This window comes from Gracilibacillus salinarum, assembly GCF_022919575.1.
Taxonomy (GTDB): Bacteria; Bacillota; Bacilli; order Bacillales; family Amphibacillaceae; genus Gracilibacillus; species Gracilibacillus salinarum.
On sequence record NZ_CP095071.1, the window covers coordinates 4,605,882 to 4,620,652 of the forward strand.

General features: G+C 40.1%; 16 protein-coding genes. 15 read left to right on the forward strand and 1 reads right to left on the reverse strand.

Annotated features, from left to right (window positions below; genetic code table 11):
* Positions 1-140: 140 nt before the first annotated feature.
* The 15 genes from MUN87_RS21365 to MUN87_RS21435 all read left to right on the forward strand — a co-directional run bounded on the left by MUN87_RS21365 (position 141) and on the right by MUN87_RS21435 (position 13,134).
* Complete coding sequence (locus tag MUN87_RS21365) at positions 141-1,265, forward strand: sensor histidine kinase (RefSeq protein ID WP_244743866.1); 1,125 nt, start codon at positions 141-143, stop codon at positions 1,263-1,265.
* A gap of 128 nt (positions 1,266-1,393) precedes the next feature.
* The gene (locus MUN87_RS21370; protein ID WP_244718654.1) at positions 1,394-2,095 is read left to right on the forward strand and encodes a response regulator transcription factor; all 702 of its coding nucleotides are present in this window, start codon (positions 1,394-1,396) and stop codon (positions 2,093-2,095) included.
* A 947-nt stretch (positions 2,096-3,042) separates the two neighbouring features.
* Positions 3,043-3,885, forward strand: a complete 843-nt coding sequence (locus MUN87_RS21375) for a DegV family protein (protein WP_244743867.1) — start codon at positions 3,043-3,045, stop codon at positions 3,883-3,885.
* A 49-nt stretch (positions 3,886-3,934) separates the two neighbouring features.
* On the forward strand, positions 3,935-5,272 hold the full coding sequence (locus tag MUN87_RS21380; protein WP_244743868.1) for an ATP-dependent helicase ComFA: 1,338 nt from the start codon (positions 3,935-3,937) through the stop codon (positions 5,270-5,272).
* The gene (locus tag MUN87_RS21385; protein WP_244743869.1) at positions 5,269-5,958 is read left to right on the forward strand and encodes a ComF family protein; all 690 of its coding nucleotides are present in this window, start codon (positions 5,269-5,271) and stop codon (positions 5,956-5,958) included. Before MUN87_RS21380 ends, MUN87_RS21385 begins: the two co-directional genes overlap by 4 nt.
* Positions 5,959-5,982: 24 nt before the next feature.
* On the forward strand, positions 5,983-6,387 hold the full coding sequence (locus MUN87_RS21390; protein WP_244743870.1) for a TIGR03826 family flagellar region protein: 405 nt from the start codon (positions 5,983-5,985) through the stop codon (positions 6,385-6,387).
* Positions 6,388-6,526: 139 nt separating this feature from the next.
* Positions 6,527-6,790 carry a flagellar biosynthesis anti-sigma factor FlgM gene (gene flgM, locus MUN87_RS21395; protein ID WP_369413972.1) on the forward strand — a complete coding sequence of 88 codons (264 nt, stop codon included), beginning with the start codon at positions 6,527-6,529 and terminating at the stop codon, positions 6,788-6,790.
* 30 nt (positions 6,791-6,820) lie between these two features.
* Positions 6,821-7,315 carry a flagellar protein FlgN gene (locus MUN87_RS21400; RefSeq protein WP_244743872.1) on the forward strand — a complete coding sequence of 165 codons (495 nt, stop codon included), beginning with the start codon at positions 6,821-6,823 and terminating at the stop codon, positions 7,313-7,315.
* A 15-nt stretch (positions 7,316-7,330) separates the two neighbouring features.
* Positions 7,331-9,106: a flagellar hook-associated protein FlgK gene (flgK, locus tag MUN87_RS21405; RefSeq protein WP_244743873.1), complete on the forward strand. Its 1,776-nt coding sequence runs from the start codon at positions 7,331-7,333 to the stop codon at positions 9,104-9,106.
* Between the two features lie 7 nt (positions 9,107-9,113).
* Positions 9,114-10,025, forward strand: coding sequence for a flagellar hook-associated protein FlgL (gene flgL, locus MUN87_RS21410; protein ID WP_244743874.1), 912 nt, complete (start codon positions 9,114-9,116; stop codon positions 10,023-10,025).
* Between the two features lie 81 nt (positions 10,026-10,106).
* A complete protein-coding gene (locus tag MUN87_RS21415; protein WP_244743875.1) occupies positions 10,107-10,697 on the forward strand; it encodes a DUF6470 family protein in 591 nt (196 codons plus the stop codon).
* A 12-nt stretch (positions 10,698-10,709) separates the two neighbouring features.
* Positions 10,710-11,156: a flagellar assembly protein FliW gene (gene fliW, locus MUN87_RS21420; RefSeq protein WP_244743876.1), complete on the forward strand. Its 447-nt coding sequence runs from the start codon at positions 10,710-10,712 to the stop codon at positions 11,154-11,156.
* Positions 11,157-11,158: 2 nt separating this feature from the next.
* Positions 11,159-11,389, forward strand: coding sequence for a carbon storage regulator CsrA (gene csrA / locus MUN87_RS21425; RefSeq protein ID WP_244743877.1), 231 nt, complete (start codon positions 11,159-11,161; stop codon positions 11,387-11,389).
* Positions 11,390-11,511: 122 nt separating this feature from the next.
* On the forward strand, positions 11,512-12,675 hold the full coding sequence (locus tag MUN87_RS21430) for a flagellin N-terminal helical domain-containing protein (RefSeq protein WP_244743878.1): 1,164 nt from the start codon (positions 11,512-11,514) through the stop codon (positions 12,673-12,675).
* A 360-nt stretch (positions 12,676-13,035) separates the two neighbouring features.
* The gene (locus MUN87_RS21435) at positions 13,036-13,134 is read left to right on the forward strand and encodes a flagellin (RefSeq protein WP_439649675.1); all 99 of its coding nucleotides are present in this window, start codon (positions 13,036-13,038) and stop codon (positions 13,132-13,134) included.
* Between the two features lie 536 nt (positions 13,135-13,670).
* On the opposite strand, the gene MUN87_RS21440 is transcribed toward MUN87_RS21435, so the two are convergent.
* Positions 13,671-14,663 (reverse strand): endonuclease, encoded by a 993-nt coding sequence (locus MUN87_RS21440; protein WP_244743879.1) that lies wholly within the window; start codon positions 14,661-14,663, stop codon positions 13,671-13,673.
* Between the last annotated feature and the right edge of the window lie 108 nt (positions 14,664-14,771).

Sequence of the window (14,771 nt, forward strand, 5' to 3'; positions counted from 1 at the left end):
TTCCTCCTAAATCGTTTGTATTTATCCATAACCGGTGTAAAATGATTGTAATAGGGAATAAAGAATATAAAAAAAACCCCCTAAAAAAGTACTAATTAAATCGTATCGTATAGTTGATACTAGATGGTGAGGATTTTGATATGGAAGCTAAAGATCGTACCTTAGATTATATTATAGACGAGATGATTGATACAGTAAAAAACAGTCAGGATGAAGTTTTTGAGATTGCTGAGGATTCTCGCAAAGAGTATGAGAACATGCATAAAGAATTGCTTGTGCTCAAGGAACAAGTCACAACCGTTATTGCAGAAAGTGATCAATTAGAGTACAAAGCGAGAGTCGCTAGAAAAAAATTATCAGATGTTAGTGAAAATTTCCAATTATATGCCGAAGATAAAGTAAGAGAAGTATATGATACCGCACATCGATTACAAACCGAATTGCTTGTTAAACGAGACAAAGAAAAAATCTTGCGTGACCGGCGCGATGAAATTGAGTTGCGTTTAAAATCAATTGAACAAATGGTCGAGCGTGCAGAGAGTTTAGTGGGAAAAATCTCGATCGTATTGAATTATTTAAATGAAGATTTTAAACAAGTTTCCGATTTAATTCATGACGCCCATGAGAAGCAGCAATTCGGACTGAAAATAATTGAGGCTCAGGAAGAAGAACGTCGCAGGTTATCAAGAGAAATGCATGATGGACCAGCACAAATGCTTGCCAATATTATGCTGCGTTCTGAAATTGTTGACCGTACATATAAAAAAGGAGATATCGACAGTGCTGTTAAAGAAATGCGTAACGTCCGAATGATGATTCGAGAGTCACTTTATGAAGTGAGAAGAATCATTTATGACTTACGACCTATGGCACTAGATGATTTAGGTTTAATTCCAACCATCAAAAAATATATAACGACTTTGGAAGATCAGCATACCAATATTAAATTTACTTACCAATCGCAAGACAAAAGACTTGATAATCAGTACGAAGTAGCCTTATTCCGATTGATTCAGGAATCGATTCAAAATGCGATCAAACACGCCAATGCCAGTTCGATCAATGTATATGTCGAGATTACTGATGAAAAAGTGATAGCAACAATCACTGATAATGGTTCCGGTTTTGAACAGGACGATAAAAAGGACAAATCTTTTGGTATAATAGGAATGCATGAACGGGTTGATATTTTGGATGGTGATATTCAAATTACAAGCAAAGTTGGTACTGGCACGAAAGTATGGATAGAAATTCCGATCGTATAACGCATATTTATGCAAAAGTGCAAACTAATCATGTATAATGTTTAAGTTGTATAAACAATACGTAAAATTAACAACGTACACGGTATAATCACATAAAAAATGAATATGGAACAAGAGGAGGATTTTTCATGACAACGAATATAGTATTAATCGATGATCACAAATTATTTCGTGAAGGTGTCAAACGCATATTAGAATTAGAGACAGGTTTTAACGTACTTGCAGAAGGTGACGACGGAGCAATGGCCGTTGAGCTCGTAAAAAAATACAAGCCTGATGTAGTACTAATGGATATTAACATGCCAGGTGTAAATGGTGTTGAAGCAACAGCAGATTTATTAGAACGATATCCTGGTGTGAAAGTCATCATCCTATCGATACATGACGATGAGAATTATGTAACACATGCCTTAAAATCCGGTGCGCAAGGTTACTTACTGAAAGAGATGGATTCAGATGCATTAATAGATGCTATCTCGGTTGTATCAGAAGGTGGCTCATATCTGCATCCGAAAGTAACGCATAATTTAGTGAAAGAATATCGTCGCCTGGTGACAGAAGAAGATGCGCTTTACGATTCCGATAATACATTATCAAAGCTAAAAGAAGTAGAGCATCGTAAACCACTTCATCTACTAACCAGACGAGAATGCCAAGTATTGCAATTACTAGCAGAAGGTAAGAGCAATAAAGGCATCTCCGAATCACTGTATATCAGTGAAAAGACAGTCAAAAACCACGTCAGCAGCATTTTACAGAAAATGAAAGTAAAAGACCGTACACAAGCAGTCGTAATCGCGATCAAACGCGGATGGGTCGAAATTTTATAAAAGCAAGAAAGCCGAACGATGATTTCTATTCGTTCGGCTTTCTTAATTAGCGGTGAAAGTATATGATGACCTCACTCAAGCAAAGCAGATTAAGATCGAAAAAATGACAGTGCAGGTTCTTGTAATGTGGATTATGTAAAGTCTAACTGTATTTCTATGTGCTAATTTTCAAATGATTAATGTGCTCCACGTCCTGCGGGCACGGATTCTACTAGCTACTACTTGAACAGCATCTGTGTTGCCTAGTAACGAGGAAGCCCACTTCGAAGTGTTACTAGGCAACACAGGTGCAGAAGTTGTGTATCTTCAGCACCTGACTGTCCCGCGGGAGTCTACGTGGTTGACCTGCGCTAATGTATGGATTCTACAACTAATGTAAGACTTAGCATTTAGATTCTATCCAAAAGCAACAATCATACTTAATATCATTGGTAATTATGGAGATTAAATGCCTAGCACCACTGCTTTTTGCTGTTCCAATCGTTGTAGTTCTTCACTAAAGCGTAGGAAATATGCGGAGACTCCCGTGGAATCAGCACGAGCTGAAGATCCACTTAGTCAGTGCCTGTTTCTGATAGGATCGCTTCGACGTAAGCTTCCTCGGCACAAGGCAGCAAAGAAGTAGTGCAAGTAGTAGCCTAGCTGAATCCGTGCCCACAGGACGCGGAGCATATTTCCGGAGCTTTGCTACGCGTATACCACATTTCAAAATCACCATATTGGAATACCGTTCTAGTATTACATAACCTGTATTCTAGCAATTTTTTGATGTGTTACAACTGGTGAATGGTATTGGACGGTTGCTAACTGAATATTCTCGTAAGTAGAGAGCAATCAGGTTAGCGGTAAAGATTTTGCAACCTTCACTAACTTTGACTAGGCATTTGCAAGATTATTAGGTAGAATATAGGATAGTAAACCATTTTAGCAGAAAGGTTCGATATTTTATGAAAGTTGCCGTCATAACTGACAGTACGACTTATATACCAGAACAGCAAAGAATAGAAAATAATATACATATGGTGCCGTTGAATGTAATCTTTGGTCAGGAATCCTATCAGGAGGAAATCGATATATCGACCGAGGCCTTTTACCAAAAAGTAAAGGGAGTAGAGCAATTGCCGAAGACTTCTCAACCATCCATCGGTTATATGACTGAGAAGTTAGAAGAGCTTTCCAAAGAGTATGACCAAGCGATCTTTATTACGTTATCAAGTGGTATTAGTGGTACCTTTCAGTCCGTTATTACAGCACAGGATATGGTGGATGGTATTGATATTTATCCGTTTGACTCCGAAATCAGCTGCATGGCCCAGGGTTTTTATGCACTGGAAGCGGCAGATATGGCGAATGATGGGCAAGATGCCAAAACCATTTTAACGCGTCTTCACGAAATGAAGAGATCACTCCGTGCGTACTTTATGGCCGATGATTTAAGTCATCTCCACCGTGGTGGACGTTTGAATGGTGCCCAGGCATTAATCGGCAGCATGCTCCAGGTTAAGCCGATCCTTCATTTTGAAGATACTAAGATTGTTCCATTCGAAAAAATCCGTACAAAGAAAAAAGCGTTAAAGCGAATTTTTCAACTGTTCGACGAAGATGCTTCAACCGGTGTGCCGATTCGTGCCACGATGATACATGCTAACCGCCCCGATGAAGCGCAGGAATTACGAGACGAGTTAGCGGCACAATATCCTAATGTCGACATTTCCATCAGCTATTTCGGTCCGGTTATCGGAACCCATCTCGGTGAAGGTGCACTAGGACTTGGCTGGTACAAACCATAATGACAGGTGAGGCATCGTTCCTCACCTCCTTATCAATTGGAGGAATGCTATGAATTTTGCTACTATTCTCGCTGGTAAATTATCATTATCTTCGGAAATCCCTCTTTCTGCCCCAACGATTTCTTTCTTATTGCGAACCAATCAATTAACCAAACAGCCGTCTATTACAAAGAAATATTTCTACCAACAATGTTGTCGCTGTGGGAACAAGTCCAAGCACCTTTTTGCCCAGATTCCCTGCGCAAGGTGCGAACAAGAACATCTCTATTGTCGGCACTGCTTGCAGACGGGGCGAGTTCTCGAGTGTGAGCCATTATTAAGCTGGAATGGAAACGAGCCGAAATGGCGCTCGCAATTAGATCCATGCAGGTGGCAAGGAGAATTAACAGAACAGCAGCAAGCAGCCGCTACCGCCATTAAAGCGACGATGGATGGTGCAACAAAAGAACTGCTGGTATGGGCAGTCTGCGGTGCCGGAAAAACAGAGATGTTGTTTCCTGCCATTACAGAAGCAATTCGGTCCAGCAAAAGAATCTGCCTCGCCACCCCTCGAGCAGATGTCGTCCGCGAACTTTTTCCCCGAATGCAACGTGCTTTTCCACACACAGAGATAGAAGCACTGTACGCCGACAGTCCAGATAGAACTGATGTCGGGCAATTCATCATCAGTACCACACATCAGCTTATCCGTTATCAGAATGCCTTTGATGTCATGATAATTGACGAAATTGACGCCTTTCCTTTTCATCATGATCAGACCTTATCTTTTCTGGCAGACAGAGCCTGCAAACAATCTGCGGCGAAAATATACCTGACTGCAACCCCAAGACCAAAACAAAAAAGAGCGATTTCTGCAAAAAAATTAGCTGTTCAGTTTGTTCCGATTCGCTTTCACGGTCAGCCTTTGCCAGTTCCACAATTACAAATCGAATGGCAATTACGAAAAAAACTGGATAACGGAAAACAACCCCGTGCACTTGAAAGATTCATCGAAAACAGATCCACCAGAAGACAGCTGTTACTATTTGTGCCCACCATCGCAAGAATGAAATTAGTTGCCCAATTCTTTCAAGCAGTATCCGTTCATGCAGAAGACCCTGAACGAAAAGAAAAGATCACACAATTCCGTAACAAAGATATCGATATACTTGTCACAACGACGATCCTGGAAAGAGGAGTTACATTTCCTTCCGTTGATGTGGTGGTTATCGATGCCGGACATCACGTCTTTGATGAAGCAGCATTGGTCCAGATTGCAGGAAGGGCAGGCAGAAGTCCGGATGACCCGACAGGAGATGTGCTATTCATTCATCAAGGCAAAACAAATGCGATGGAAGCCGCTATTGATCAGATAAAAATGATGAATAAAAAGGGGAGTAGATTATGAGTGTTTGTCTGATTTGCCAGCAGGATAGCATAGATGCGATTACCTGGACCAATCTGTTTCTTCCGCCAGAAAACAGTGCCCTATGCCCTGATTGTCAAGAAAAACTAGAAAGGATACAAGGCCCCATTTGTAAAAAGTGCGGTCGAAAATTACCGGAAACAGCTGTTTGTTCAGATTGTCAGAAATGGAAACACAACAAGCAGTTTGGAGATGCGCTCCAGTATAATCGTGCGCTTTTTCGTTACACACCGTTTATGCAAGAGATTATTGCTCAATGGAAATACCGCGGTGACTATCAATTAATCGAACTGTTCACCCCATACTTGAAACAACTTCTTTTTCCAAAACAGAAGTTAACGATCGTCCCCATTCCCTTATCAGAGCAAAGGCTCTACGAACGTGCCTTCAATCAGTCCTTGCAACTGGCTGAAAAGGTAGCCTCGTGCTGGAATCTGCCGATCGTGGAAGCACTGGCAAGACATCAGTTTCAATCTGAAAAGCAATCAAAAAAGTCGAGAGAGCAGCGATTAAGTACGGAAAATCCATTTTTCTTAAGCCAATCACTTCAGACCGACGTCTTACTTGTCGATGATATATATACAACCGGTATGACCATTCATCATGCAGCTTTTTTGTTGAAACAGGCAGGCTGTCAAGCTATATACAGTTTCACATTGGTGAGATAAATGAATCTAGAAAGTAGGGTTAACATGGCAGATTTAGCTAACTGCGACAGATGTGATAAAGTGTTTGTCAAAACCTCACGGTCGATCTGCGCAGATTGTATGAAAGAAGAAGATAAAAAATTTCAAATTGTCTATGACTTTATAAAAAAACGTGAGAACAGACAGGCGACAATTCCGGAAATTGTGGAGGCAACAGAGGTGGAAGAAGGAGTCATCTTGCAATTTGTCAAAGATAAGCGCTTGCGATCATCCCAGTTTCCTAATCTAAGCTACAAATGTGAACGCTGCGGGAATCCGATTACGAAAGGGAAGATCTGTGAGGATTGCAGTAATGACATCACTTCTGAATTACGGCACCAACAGGAAATTGAACAGGTGAATAAGCGTGTTCGGGAAGAGCGAACCAGAACCTACTTCACGAAAAAGTAGGGAATGAAAGCTTGCAAGCATCTATATCTTTTGTCCCATTTCCATTGAACAAGGGAACCGATATACTAAAAGAATATTAAACTTTTCAGAGATCATGCCGATATAAATAGTAAATCAACATGTTCGTAGTAGGAAAGAGGTGAAGGTCTTGAAAATTAATGGACCGAATCATACTAATGTAAATCCATATCAAAAGCAGCAGCAATTGCAAAAAAAGGCAGAGGATAAGGCTTCCTCCTTTAAACCGGATCAACTGGAAATTTCAGATAAAGCGTTGAAAATGCAACAGAAAGATGCTCGTCAATCCTATGTAAATGAGATTAAACAACAAGTAGATAACGGCGAATACCAGACCAATCCCAAAGAAACAGCGAAAAAACTGTTGAATTTCTGGAAAGCTTAATAAATTGCATAATAAAGGAGCAGACAATCGATGTCCGTTCAACCTATCATTAAACATTTAAATAAATTGATCGAGTTACATGACAGTCTTTTGCATTTGTCTGAACATAAAACAGAGCTGTTAAAAGCAAATAAAATGGAAGAGTTGCAGAAGCTGTTAGTGACAGAACAAAAGCATGTCCAGGCGATTAACCAGATCGAGCAACGCAGAATCGATGCGGTAGCCGATTGGGCCGTTACACATCAGTTGGAACCTGCAGCTGTCAATGTTACAGCGATCATCGAACATTATACAACCGGAGCGGATCAGGGACAGCTGCAGGAAGTAACTCTGCAATTGGCAGAACGCCTAGTAGCATTGCGACGTCAGGAAGAGTTAAATAAGCAGCTGACGAAGCAATCATTGCAATTTGTTCAATTAACTTTGGATATGATCCAGCCTTCTTTAAAGAATTTGAACTATGGACAATCAAACCAAACAAAGCCGTCTGCACCTAGGCGTTCGATGTTTGACTCAAAAGCGTAAACAGGAGGAATAAGGATGTCAACCTTTAGCGGCCTAGAAGTTGCCAAACGAGCACTGAGCACACAACAATCAGCACTTTATACGACAGGACATAATATCTCCAATGCCAATACAGAAGGCTACTCGAGACAACGTGTCAACATGACCCAGTCGTCAGCATACCCATCCGCTTCTCGTAACCGGCCTGAAATACCGGGTCAAATTGGTACCGGGGTAGAAGCAGGTTCTATCCAGCGAATCCGGGACAGTTTTATCGATAAACAATTTCGTCAGGAAAATACGAAGGTTGGTTATTATCAATCTAGAACTGATATGATGAGCAAGCTGGAAACGATTTTAAATGAACCATCTGAACAAGGTATTTCCGAGACGTTTGATCAGTTTTGGGAATCTTTACAAGATTTATCGACTAACCCGGAAGATGCTGGTGCTCGATCTGTTGTTAAACAGCGTGCATTAGCACTAGCAGAAGTATTTAATTATACCAGCGAATCAATAGAAGAAGTGAGAACCAATCTAAAAAACGAAATTGATGTAGAACAATCAGAGATTAATTCATTGGTAGATCAAATTAATGACTTAAATGGTCAAATTGCAAACGTGGAACCACATGGCTTAGTACCAAATGATTTATATGACAAGCGTGATCATTTAATCGATGAACTTTCCGAATATATGGATATCAATGTGACCTATAGTGAAAGCTCTGGTAAACCTAGTGACCTAGCGCAAGGTATTGCAACGATTACGGTTAAAGCCGATGACGAAGACATCCAGAACAATAGTGGTCAAGCCATTACACTTGTCAATGGCAGTGGGGAAGATGGTGTTGTACCAGGTTCAGATGAGGCTGTAAACCATATGCATGTCGATTATGATGAGGATAACAATGTTAGGGCGGTATTTTTCGCCGATCCGAATCGTGATTCATCTGTAACAGAGGAAGAGTATGTGGCAGGTTTGACGGAAGACCTGTTTGATGCCGATGCTGCTAATGATCCGATGTTTATTTATGGGAAAGATTATGAAGTGAATGGAAAGTTTGCTTCGTTAATCGAAGGTGCAGGATACGTAGCAGACGGTGAAGATGGTACGGCATTTGAATATACCGGTTTTGCTGATGGAGAAGTCCAGACATCAGAGGGAATTCCTGCCGGTGAAATCAATGTTATGTTAGAAAAAATAGATAAAATGGTAGTCAATTTTGCCAATGAATTTAATCAAGTACACCAGCAAGGCTATACATTAGATGGTGAACAAGCGGATGATTTTAACTTTTTTGATTTCAAAGAAGTCGATGGTGAGAAAGACTACTCTGCTGAATCCATTTATGTGACTGAGGATATCACGGAAAATACCGATAATATTGCCGCAAGCTCAGATGGCACTTCCGGTAATGGTGAAAATGCGATAAACTTATCAGAAGTCTATTCCAAATTGAAATCCGATTATACGATTTATGATGATGCTTCCGGATATGATTTAGAAGCAAATGGCATTGACGATGACCGTGAGCTTTCCAGTAAAACATCGATCAAAAGCTTTTATGAATCGATTATTGGTGATTTAGGTGTTGCATCAGAAGAAGCCCAGCGAATGCAATCAAACACACTAACATTAAAACAGCAAGTCCAGGAATCAAGACAATCGATTAGTTCGGTATCGTTAGATGAAGAAATGACCAATATGATTCAATATCAGCATGCTTATAATGCAGCAGCGAGAAATATGACAGCTGTCGACGAAATGTTAGATCGGATTATTAACAGTATGGGATTAGTAGGGAGGTAAGAAGTAGATGCGAGTTACACAAAGTATGATCACATACAATACGTTACGAAATATTAGCAGTAGTTATGGTAAATTAGATGAATATATGAACCAATTAGCAACAGGAAAGAAAATCAACCGTCCATCCGATGATCCGGTTATTGCGATGAGAGGAATGAATTATCGAACCGAAGTTGCCAATGCGGCTCAATATGAACGAAACTTAAATGAGGTCAACACCTGGATGGATAATTCCGATGCAGCCTTAGATGAAGCAACGCAAGCATTGCAAAAATTACGTGAATTGGCTGTACAGGCAAGTAACGGTACATATGAAGAAGACCAGAGAGAGAACATTGCCGAAGAAGTCGACCAGTTAAAAGAACAACTGATTGATATTGCCAATACCAAAGTAAACAACAAATATCTATTCAATGGAACGGGTACAACCGGTGTAGAAAATGCAGATGGAGACTTAGCTGGTCCGGTGCAGACAGATGAAGATGGCAATGTCATCAGTGTGGCAAGCAATAATAGTGATGTCAATATTGAAGTATTAGATGGTGTGAAAATCAAAGTAAACAGTGACGCCGAAAATTCGTTTAACGAAGATTTATTCAAAGATATTGAAGCTTTTTCGCAAGCTTTGAAAAATGATGATCAAGAAGCGATCAGCCAATCGATTGAAGCTATTGACAGCCACATCAATAATGTTGTCAATGAACGAGCAGATCTTGGTGCGCGAATGAATCGTGTCGAATTAATTACCGATCGAATTAGTAACCAGTCGATCGCTGCCCAAACACAGATGGCGGAAAATGAAGACGCAGATATCGAAGAAGTCATAACTAATTTGACGACCCAGGAAAGTGTCCATCGAGCAGCATTAAGTGCTGGTGCGCGTATTATTCAACCGACATTACTAGATTTCTTAAGTTAATCATATACGAAATCGGAGAACAGTCTTGCTGCAAATCTGTGGCAAGCTTTTTCCGTTCTAAGCAGATTAGGAGGGCAAGCCATGGATCTTCCTCAAATTCGACTACAATCTCAATTCGCACAAATTTCGATCAAAGAGAATTCAGCACAACTTTCAATCAAACAACCACAGGCAGACCTATCCATTCAACAGCCAAAGGCAGATATGCAAATTTCTACCACACCTTCTAAACTATCAATAGACCAATCGCAAGCCTGGAATGAATTAGGCTTCAAATCCGTTTCGGAAATGACCAAAGAACAAGCACAAGCTGGAAAACAAACGCTGTTGGAAGTGATTGCAAGAAGAAGAAGACAGGGTGATCAGCTGATGAAGATTGAAAACGGGGGAAACCCGCTGATTAGCCAAGCGGTTGACAATGCAATTGATGATCCCAAACAAATCAATATCAAATGGATTCCCTCCCATGGCTCAGTCAAAATCGATTACCAGCCAGCCAAGCTCGATATTCGCGTGACCCCACAAGAACCACTGATTAATGTTACACCGAACAAGCCGGTTACCAATTACAAAGCTGGTAATGTGCAAATCGGATTACAACAAAAAAATCAATTAGAAATAGATTTCGTCAACCTTAAGTATGTTGGCATCAATTTTGAAATGGAAATATAAGAAGGGTGAGTTATGCAAATGCAAACAAAATACTTCGGTGACATAGAGGTACAACAACATCAGATGATAGATTTTCCACAAGGCATTCCTGGCTTTTTAGACGAAAAAGAGTTTGTCTTATTAGACTTTGACGAAAGTGGATTATTTCAAGTGCTGCAATCGACAAATGCCATCGATCCGGCCTTTATTGTGATCAATCCATTCTTGTATGTAAAGGATTACGAAGTCGATATCGATGATAATACGTTAAATAGTTTAGAAATACAGGAGCAAAAACAGGTGGAAATTCGCACGATTATCACAGTAAAAGACCCGTTGACTGCTAGTACCGCCAATCTGCAAGCACCAATTATTATAAATAGTGATAATAGATTAGCGAAGCAATACATTACCAACGAAAAGCATTATAGTACGGCAGAAAAGATCTTTCAAAATACCTCCACGGTAAAGGGGGAGTAAGGATGCTAGTATTAACTCGTAAATTAAACGAAGCGATTCAAATTGGTGATGATATTGAAGTGAAAATTATCGATATTGATGGGGATCAAATTAAACTAGGCATCAGTGCACCAAAGACTGTCGATATCCACCGCAAGGAAATCTATCAGGCAATACAGGATGAAAATAACAACGCCGCCAGCATTTCAGTCGACATGATCGATTTAATTAAAAAAAATCAGAAAAACTATTAAACATTTTGACCTAGTTACCGATAAAGGTAGTAGAAGCTAATTAGTGAAGGACGGCCGCTTTCACTAAGCAGCTTAACCACAAGGATGTGGGAATATCTACTTAACTCAAGGAGGAAATTTACATGATTATTAATCACAATATTGCAGCGTTAAACACGCACAGACAATTGTCAAGTGCAAACAACGCACAGTCAGATTCAATGGAAAAACTATCTTCAGGTCTACGTATTAACCGTGCAGGAGACGACGCAGCAGGTCTAGCGATCTCAGAGAAAATGAGAGGTCAAATTCGTGGGTTGGACCAAGCATCTCGTAATGCACAAGATGGTATTTCTTTAATTCAGACGGCTGAAGGTGCTTTGAATGAAACACATTCTATCCTTCAACGTATGCGTGAATTAGCTGTTCAATCTTCCAACGATACAAATACTGAAACAGATCGTGAAGAATTACAAAAAGAAGTTGATCAATTATCACAAGAACTGTCTCGTATTGGTAATAATACAGAGTTTAACACTCAAAACTTATTAGATGGTAGTTTTGAAGGTACATTCCAGATTGGAGCTAATGAAAGTCAGAATCTTGAATTATCAGTTGATGATATGCGTGGATTTAGTTTAGGTATGTCTGGAAGTGCAAAGGTAGATGCCACAGCTACAGTAGCAGACGGTGGAGATAGTACTAATGATATTACAGATGGAACTTATACGGTAGTAGAAAATAGTTCCTCTGATTATGATCTTGTAGATAGCTCAGGTAACGTTGTAGCATCTAGTACAGATAGTGGTGCAAACTATTCTGCTGCATCTGGTGATGACACAATTGACTTCTCAGCTTCACCTGTAATAAGTGGAGAGGTTACAATTAGCTCGGGCACTGCAACTGGTAAGAGCACGATAACAAATGATGGATTAGAGGCTGGTAATTATACAGTTTCTTCTGATGGTTCAGAACTTCTAAATTCTAATAATGAAGTTGTTGCTACACATGATGGAGCAAATGGTTACGCTAATACAGATGGTGATGTATTGCTTTCTACTGCTTCAACATTGGCTGGAGATACTGAAGTTTCTGTTGGAGGTATTGACATCTCTACACAGAATGCAGCAAATGCAGCTATTACTAACATCAATAATGCAATTGAAACAGTTTCAGCAGAACGTTCTAAAATGGGTGCATACCAAAATCGCCTAGACCACACTATCAACAACTTAGGAACTTCTTCTGAAAACTTAACTGCTGCGGAATCTCGTATCCGTGACGTTGATTATGCTTTAGCTGCTTAGGTAGTGACAAGCACAGTCGTCCTGGCTGGTAACGGCTAGTGATTACGATCGGGTGAATTGCTGGAAACCCCTGATAGCTTTTCTTACCATAACGTAGTTGGAAACAACAGGCGTGAAGGTGTGAAAAAAGAAAAGATTGGGCAATCAGCAGCCAAGCTCCTGTCTCGAAAGAGTGGAGAAGGTTCAACGACTAGGGTAAACCATCTAACGCGTTTGCTATGATGATGAAATCCATAGGAGAAGCAATGTATCATCAGCATTGTCGATCCGAAGTGCCCGGCCCCAACTTTACACAAATTGGGTGAAGATATAGTCTAGTCATTTGTGAAAGCAAATGTTCGCACGATGGCGAAAGAAATGATGAACCAAACAAAAGCATCAATCTTATCACAAGCTTCTCAAGCTATGTTAGCTCAAGCAAACCAGAAGCCTCAAGCTGTACTTCAGCTTCTTCAATAATTATAACTAATGTAAGAAAGGCACTAATAATAGTGTCTTTCTTATTTTTTATATAAGAAAAATGAGCTTCTGATAATATGGATTATGTACATTTGCAATAGGATCATTTTTGACATGATTTGTCTGCTAGGATACCGCTCCGTCCAACCACTCCGCGTCCTGCGGGGCACGGCTGAAGCTAACTTTGTGAAGGAGGGCGCTTCACAAAGTGGATCTTCAGCACCTGCCTGTCCCGCGGGAGTCTCCGTGGTTGGCCTACGCTAATGTTAAAGCTCTACAACTGATGCAAGTGGATGCATTTTGAGCGGTATACATCAGTGCCTATGTTTGATAGCAGTTTACTTAATGCCTAGCGTCACTGCTTTTAGCTGTTCCAACCATTGTAGCACTTTCCTTAAGCGTAGGAAATAGGCGGAGACTCCCGTGGAATCAGCGCGAGCTGAAGATCCACTTCATTTGTGCCTGTGTCTGCAAGCATTGCTTCGGAGTAAGCTTCCTCGGCACAAGGCAGCAAAGAAGCATTTTCAAGTAGTAGCCTAGCTGAAGCCGTGCCCACAGGACGCGGAGCCTATTTCCGGAGCTTTGCTAGGCAGAGTGATTTTCTTATTAGTTAGCTGAAAACAAATAGCGACTATCGTGCTCAATCGATAACCTGTATAGCTGCTAACTTCACATAATAACTGACGTTTTCTGGGCTCTATTACTATTTGATAACTTCTTTTTATCGTGATTTTTTCAATAAATGCCATTTGTTCTAGATAGAATGGCAGATAGGTATTGCAATCTTTCACTGTATTAAGTAACTCTTCTAATTGATCAAGTTGAAGATTGATTTCTTTTGTAGGCTGAATAATAGAAATAAAATCAGGCAAATAGATAGTAGTTCTCTGAGTAGCAGAATGGACGCTGGTAGTGGGAAGTGTGAGCATTTTTCTGTGCATGGACGAATGCATGTAAGGTTTAATTAAACGAGAAAAGTAAACGATTTGAGCTGCATCATATAGTATGATCCGGTTTTGTTTATCAAGCGAGAAATGTAATGAGAATTTTCTTTTTAACAATAGAATGAGTAACTGGTTTTCTTGTTTGCTGAAACTATCCGTTGATAGAATGATTTTTCTAGGGATATGGTTGTCGATTTTTAAATGACCATCATCTTGATACCACCAGGCAAGTGCACGGACGTCGAGAAAGTCTTCGATAAAGTTGATGGGCAGTACTTTTTTACGTTGTTGATACCAGATCGATTCTAATTGAGTGATGATGGGATCTGTTTTTGATTGAACGACATAGGCTTCGGTAAAGCCTTTCTTTACTCGCGGATCTACTGTTCGTTTGTAGGTAGGTTTATTGAGCGGGATGTTGTTGGCAAGTTTATCGTAACAATAGAAGGACCAGTCATAATCTTTTGCTGCATGTGTAAATTGGAATCTAGGTTTTCTCCCTTTTTGGATCGTTATGCTACCATCTCCTAATAGTTTTCCACAAATATAATGGTACAACGTTATATCGGCTTCTGGAACATTCATTAACAGTATCCCTCCATTTATTGATTACATTAATTATAGAACAAATGTTTGTGCTTATCAACTTTAAATATCGAATAACTAGTACATTTGACCGAAGAACATCATATC

What these genes read in the sequence shown, in the direction of transcription:
- fliW (WP_244743876.1), top strand. Translation starts at nt 10,710, where the DNA reads ATGCAAATGCAAACAAAATACTTCGGTGACATAGAGGTACAACAACAT.
- MUN87_RS21380 (WP_244743868.1), top strand. Translation starts at nt 3,935, where the DNA reads ATGAATTTTGCTACTATTCTCGCTGGTAAATTATCATTATCTTCGGAA.
- MUN87_RS21390 (WP_244743870.1), top strand. Translation starts at nt 5,983, where the DNA reads ATGGCAGATTTAGCTAACTGCGACAGATGTGATAAAGTGTTTGTCAAA.
- MUN87_RS21400 (WP_244743872.1), top strand. Translation starts at nt 6,821, where the DNA reads ATGTCCGTTCAACCTATCATTAAACATTTAAATAAATTGATCGAGTTA.
- csrA (WP_244743877.1), top strand. Translation starts at nt 11,159, where the DNA reads ATGCTAGTATTAACTCGTAAATTAAACGAAGCGATTCAAATTGGTGAT.
- MUN87_RS21435 (WP_439649675.1), top strand. Translation starts at nt 13,036, where the DNA reads ATGAACCAAACAAAAGCATCAATCTTATCACAAGCTTCTCAAGCTATG.
- MUN87_RS21430 (WP_244743878.1), top strand. Translation starts at nt 11,512, where the DNA reads ATGATTATTAATCACAATATTGCAGCGTTAAACACGCACAGACAATTG.
- MUN87_RS21375 (WP_244743867.1), top strand. Translation starts at nt 3,043, where the DNA reads ATGAAAGTTGCCGTCATAACTGACAGTACGACTTATATACCAGAACAG.
- MUN87_RS21415 (WP_244743875.1), top strand. Translation starts at nt 10,107, where the DNA reads ATGGATCTTCCTCAAATTCGACTACAATCTCAATTCGCACAAATTTCG.
- MUN87_RS21385 (WP_244743869.1), top strand. Translation starts at nt 5,269, where the DNA reads ATGAGTGTTTGTCTGATTTGCCAGCAGGATAGCATAGATGCGATTACC.
- MUN87_RS21365 (WP_244743866.1), top strand. Translation starts at nt 141, where the DNA reads ATGGAAGCTAAAGATCGTACCTTAGATTATATTATAGACGAGATGATT.
- MUN87_RS21370 (WP_244718654.1), top strand. Translation starts at nt 1,394, where the DNA reads ATGACAACGAATATAGTATTAATCGATGATCACAAATTATTTCGTGAA.
- MUN87_RS21440 (WP_244743879.1), bottom strand. Translation starts at nt 14,663, where the DNA reads ATGAATGTTCCAGAAGCCGATATAACGTTGTACCATTATATTTGTGGA.
- flgL (WP_244743874.1), top strand. Translation starts at nt 9,114, where the DNA reads ATGCGAGTTACACAAAGTATGATCACATACAATACGTTACGAAATATT.
- flgK (WP_244743873.1), top strand. Translation starts at nt 7,331, where the DNA reads ATGTCAACCTTTAGCGGCCTAGAAGTTGCCAAACGAGCACTGAGCACA.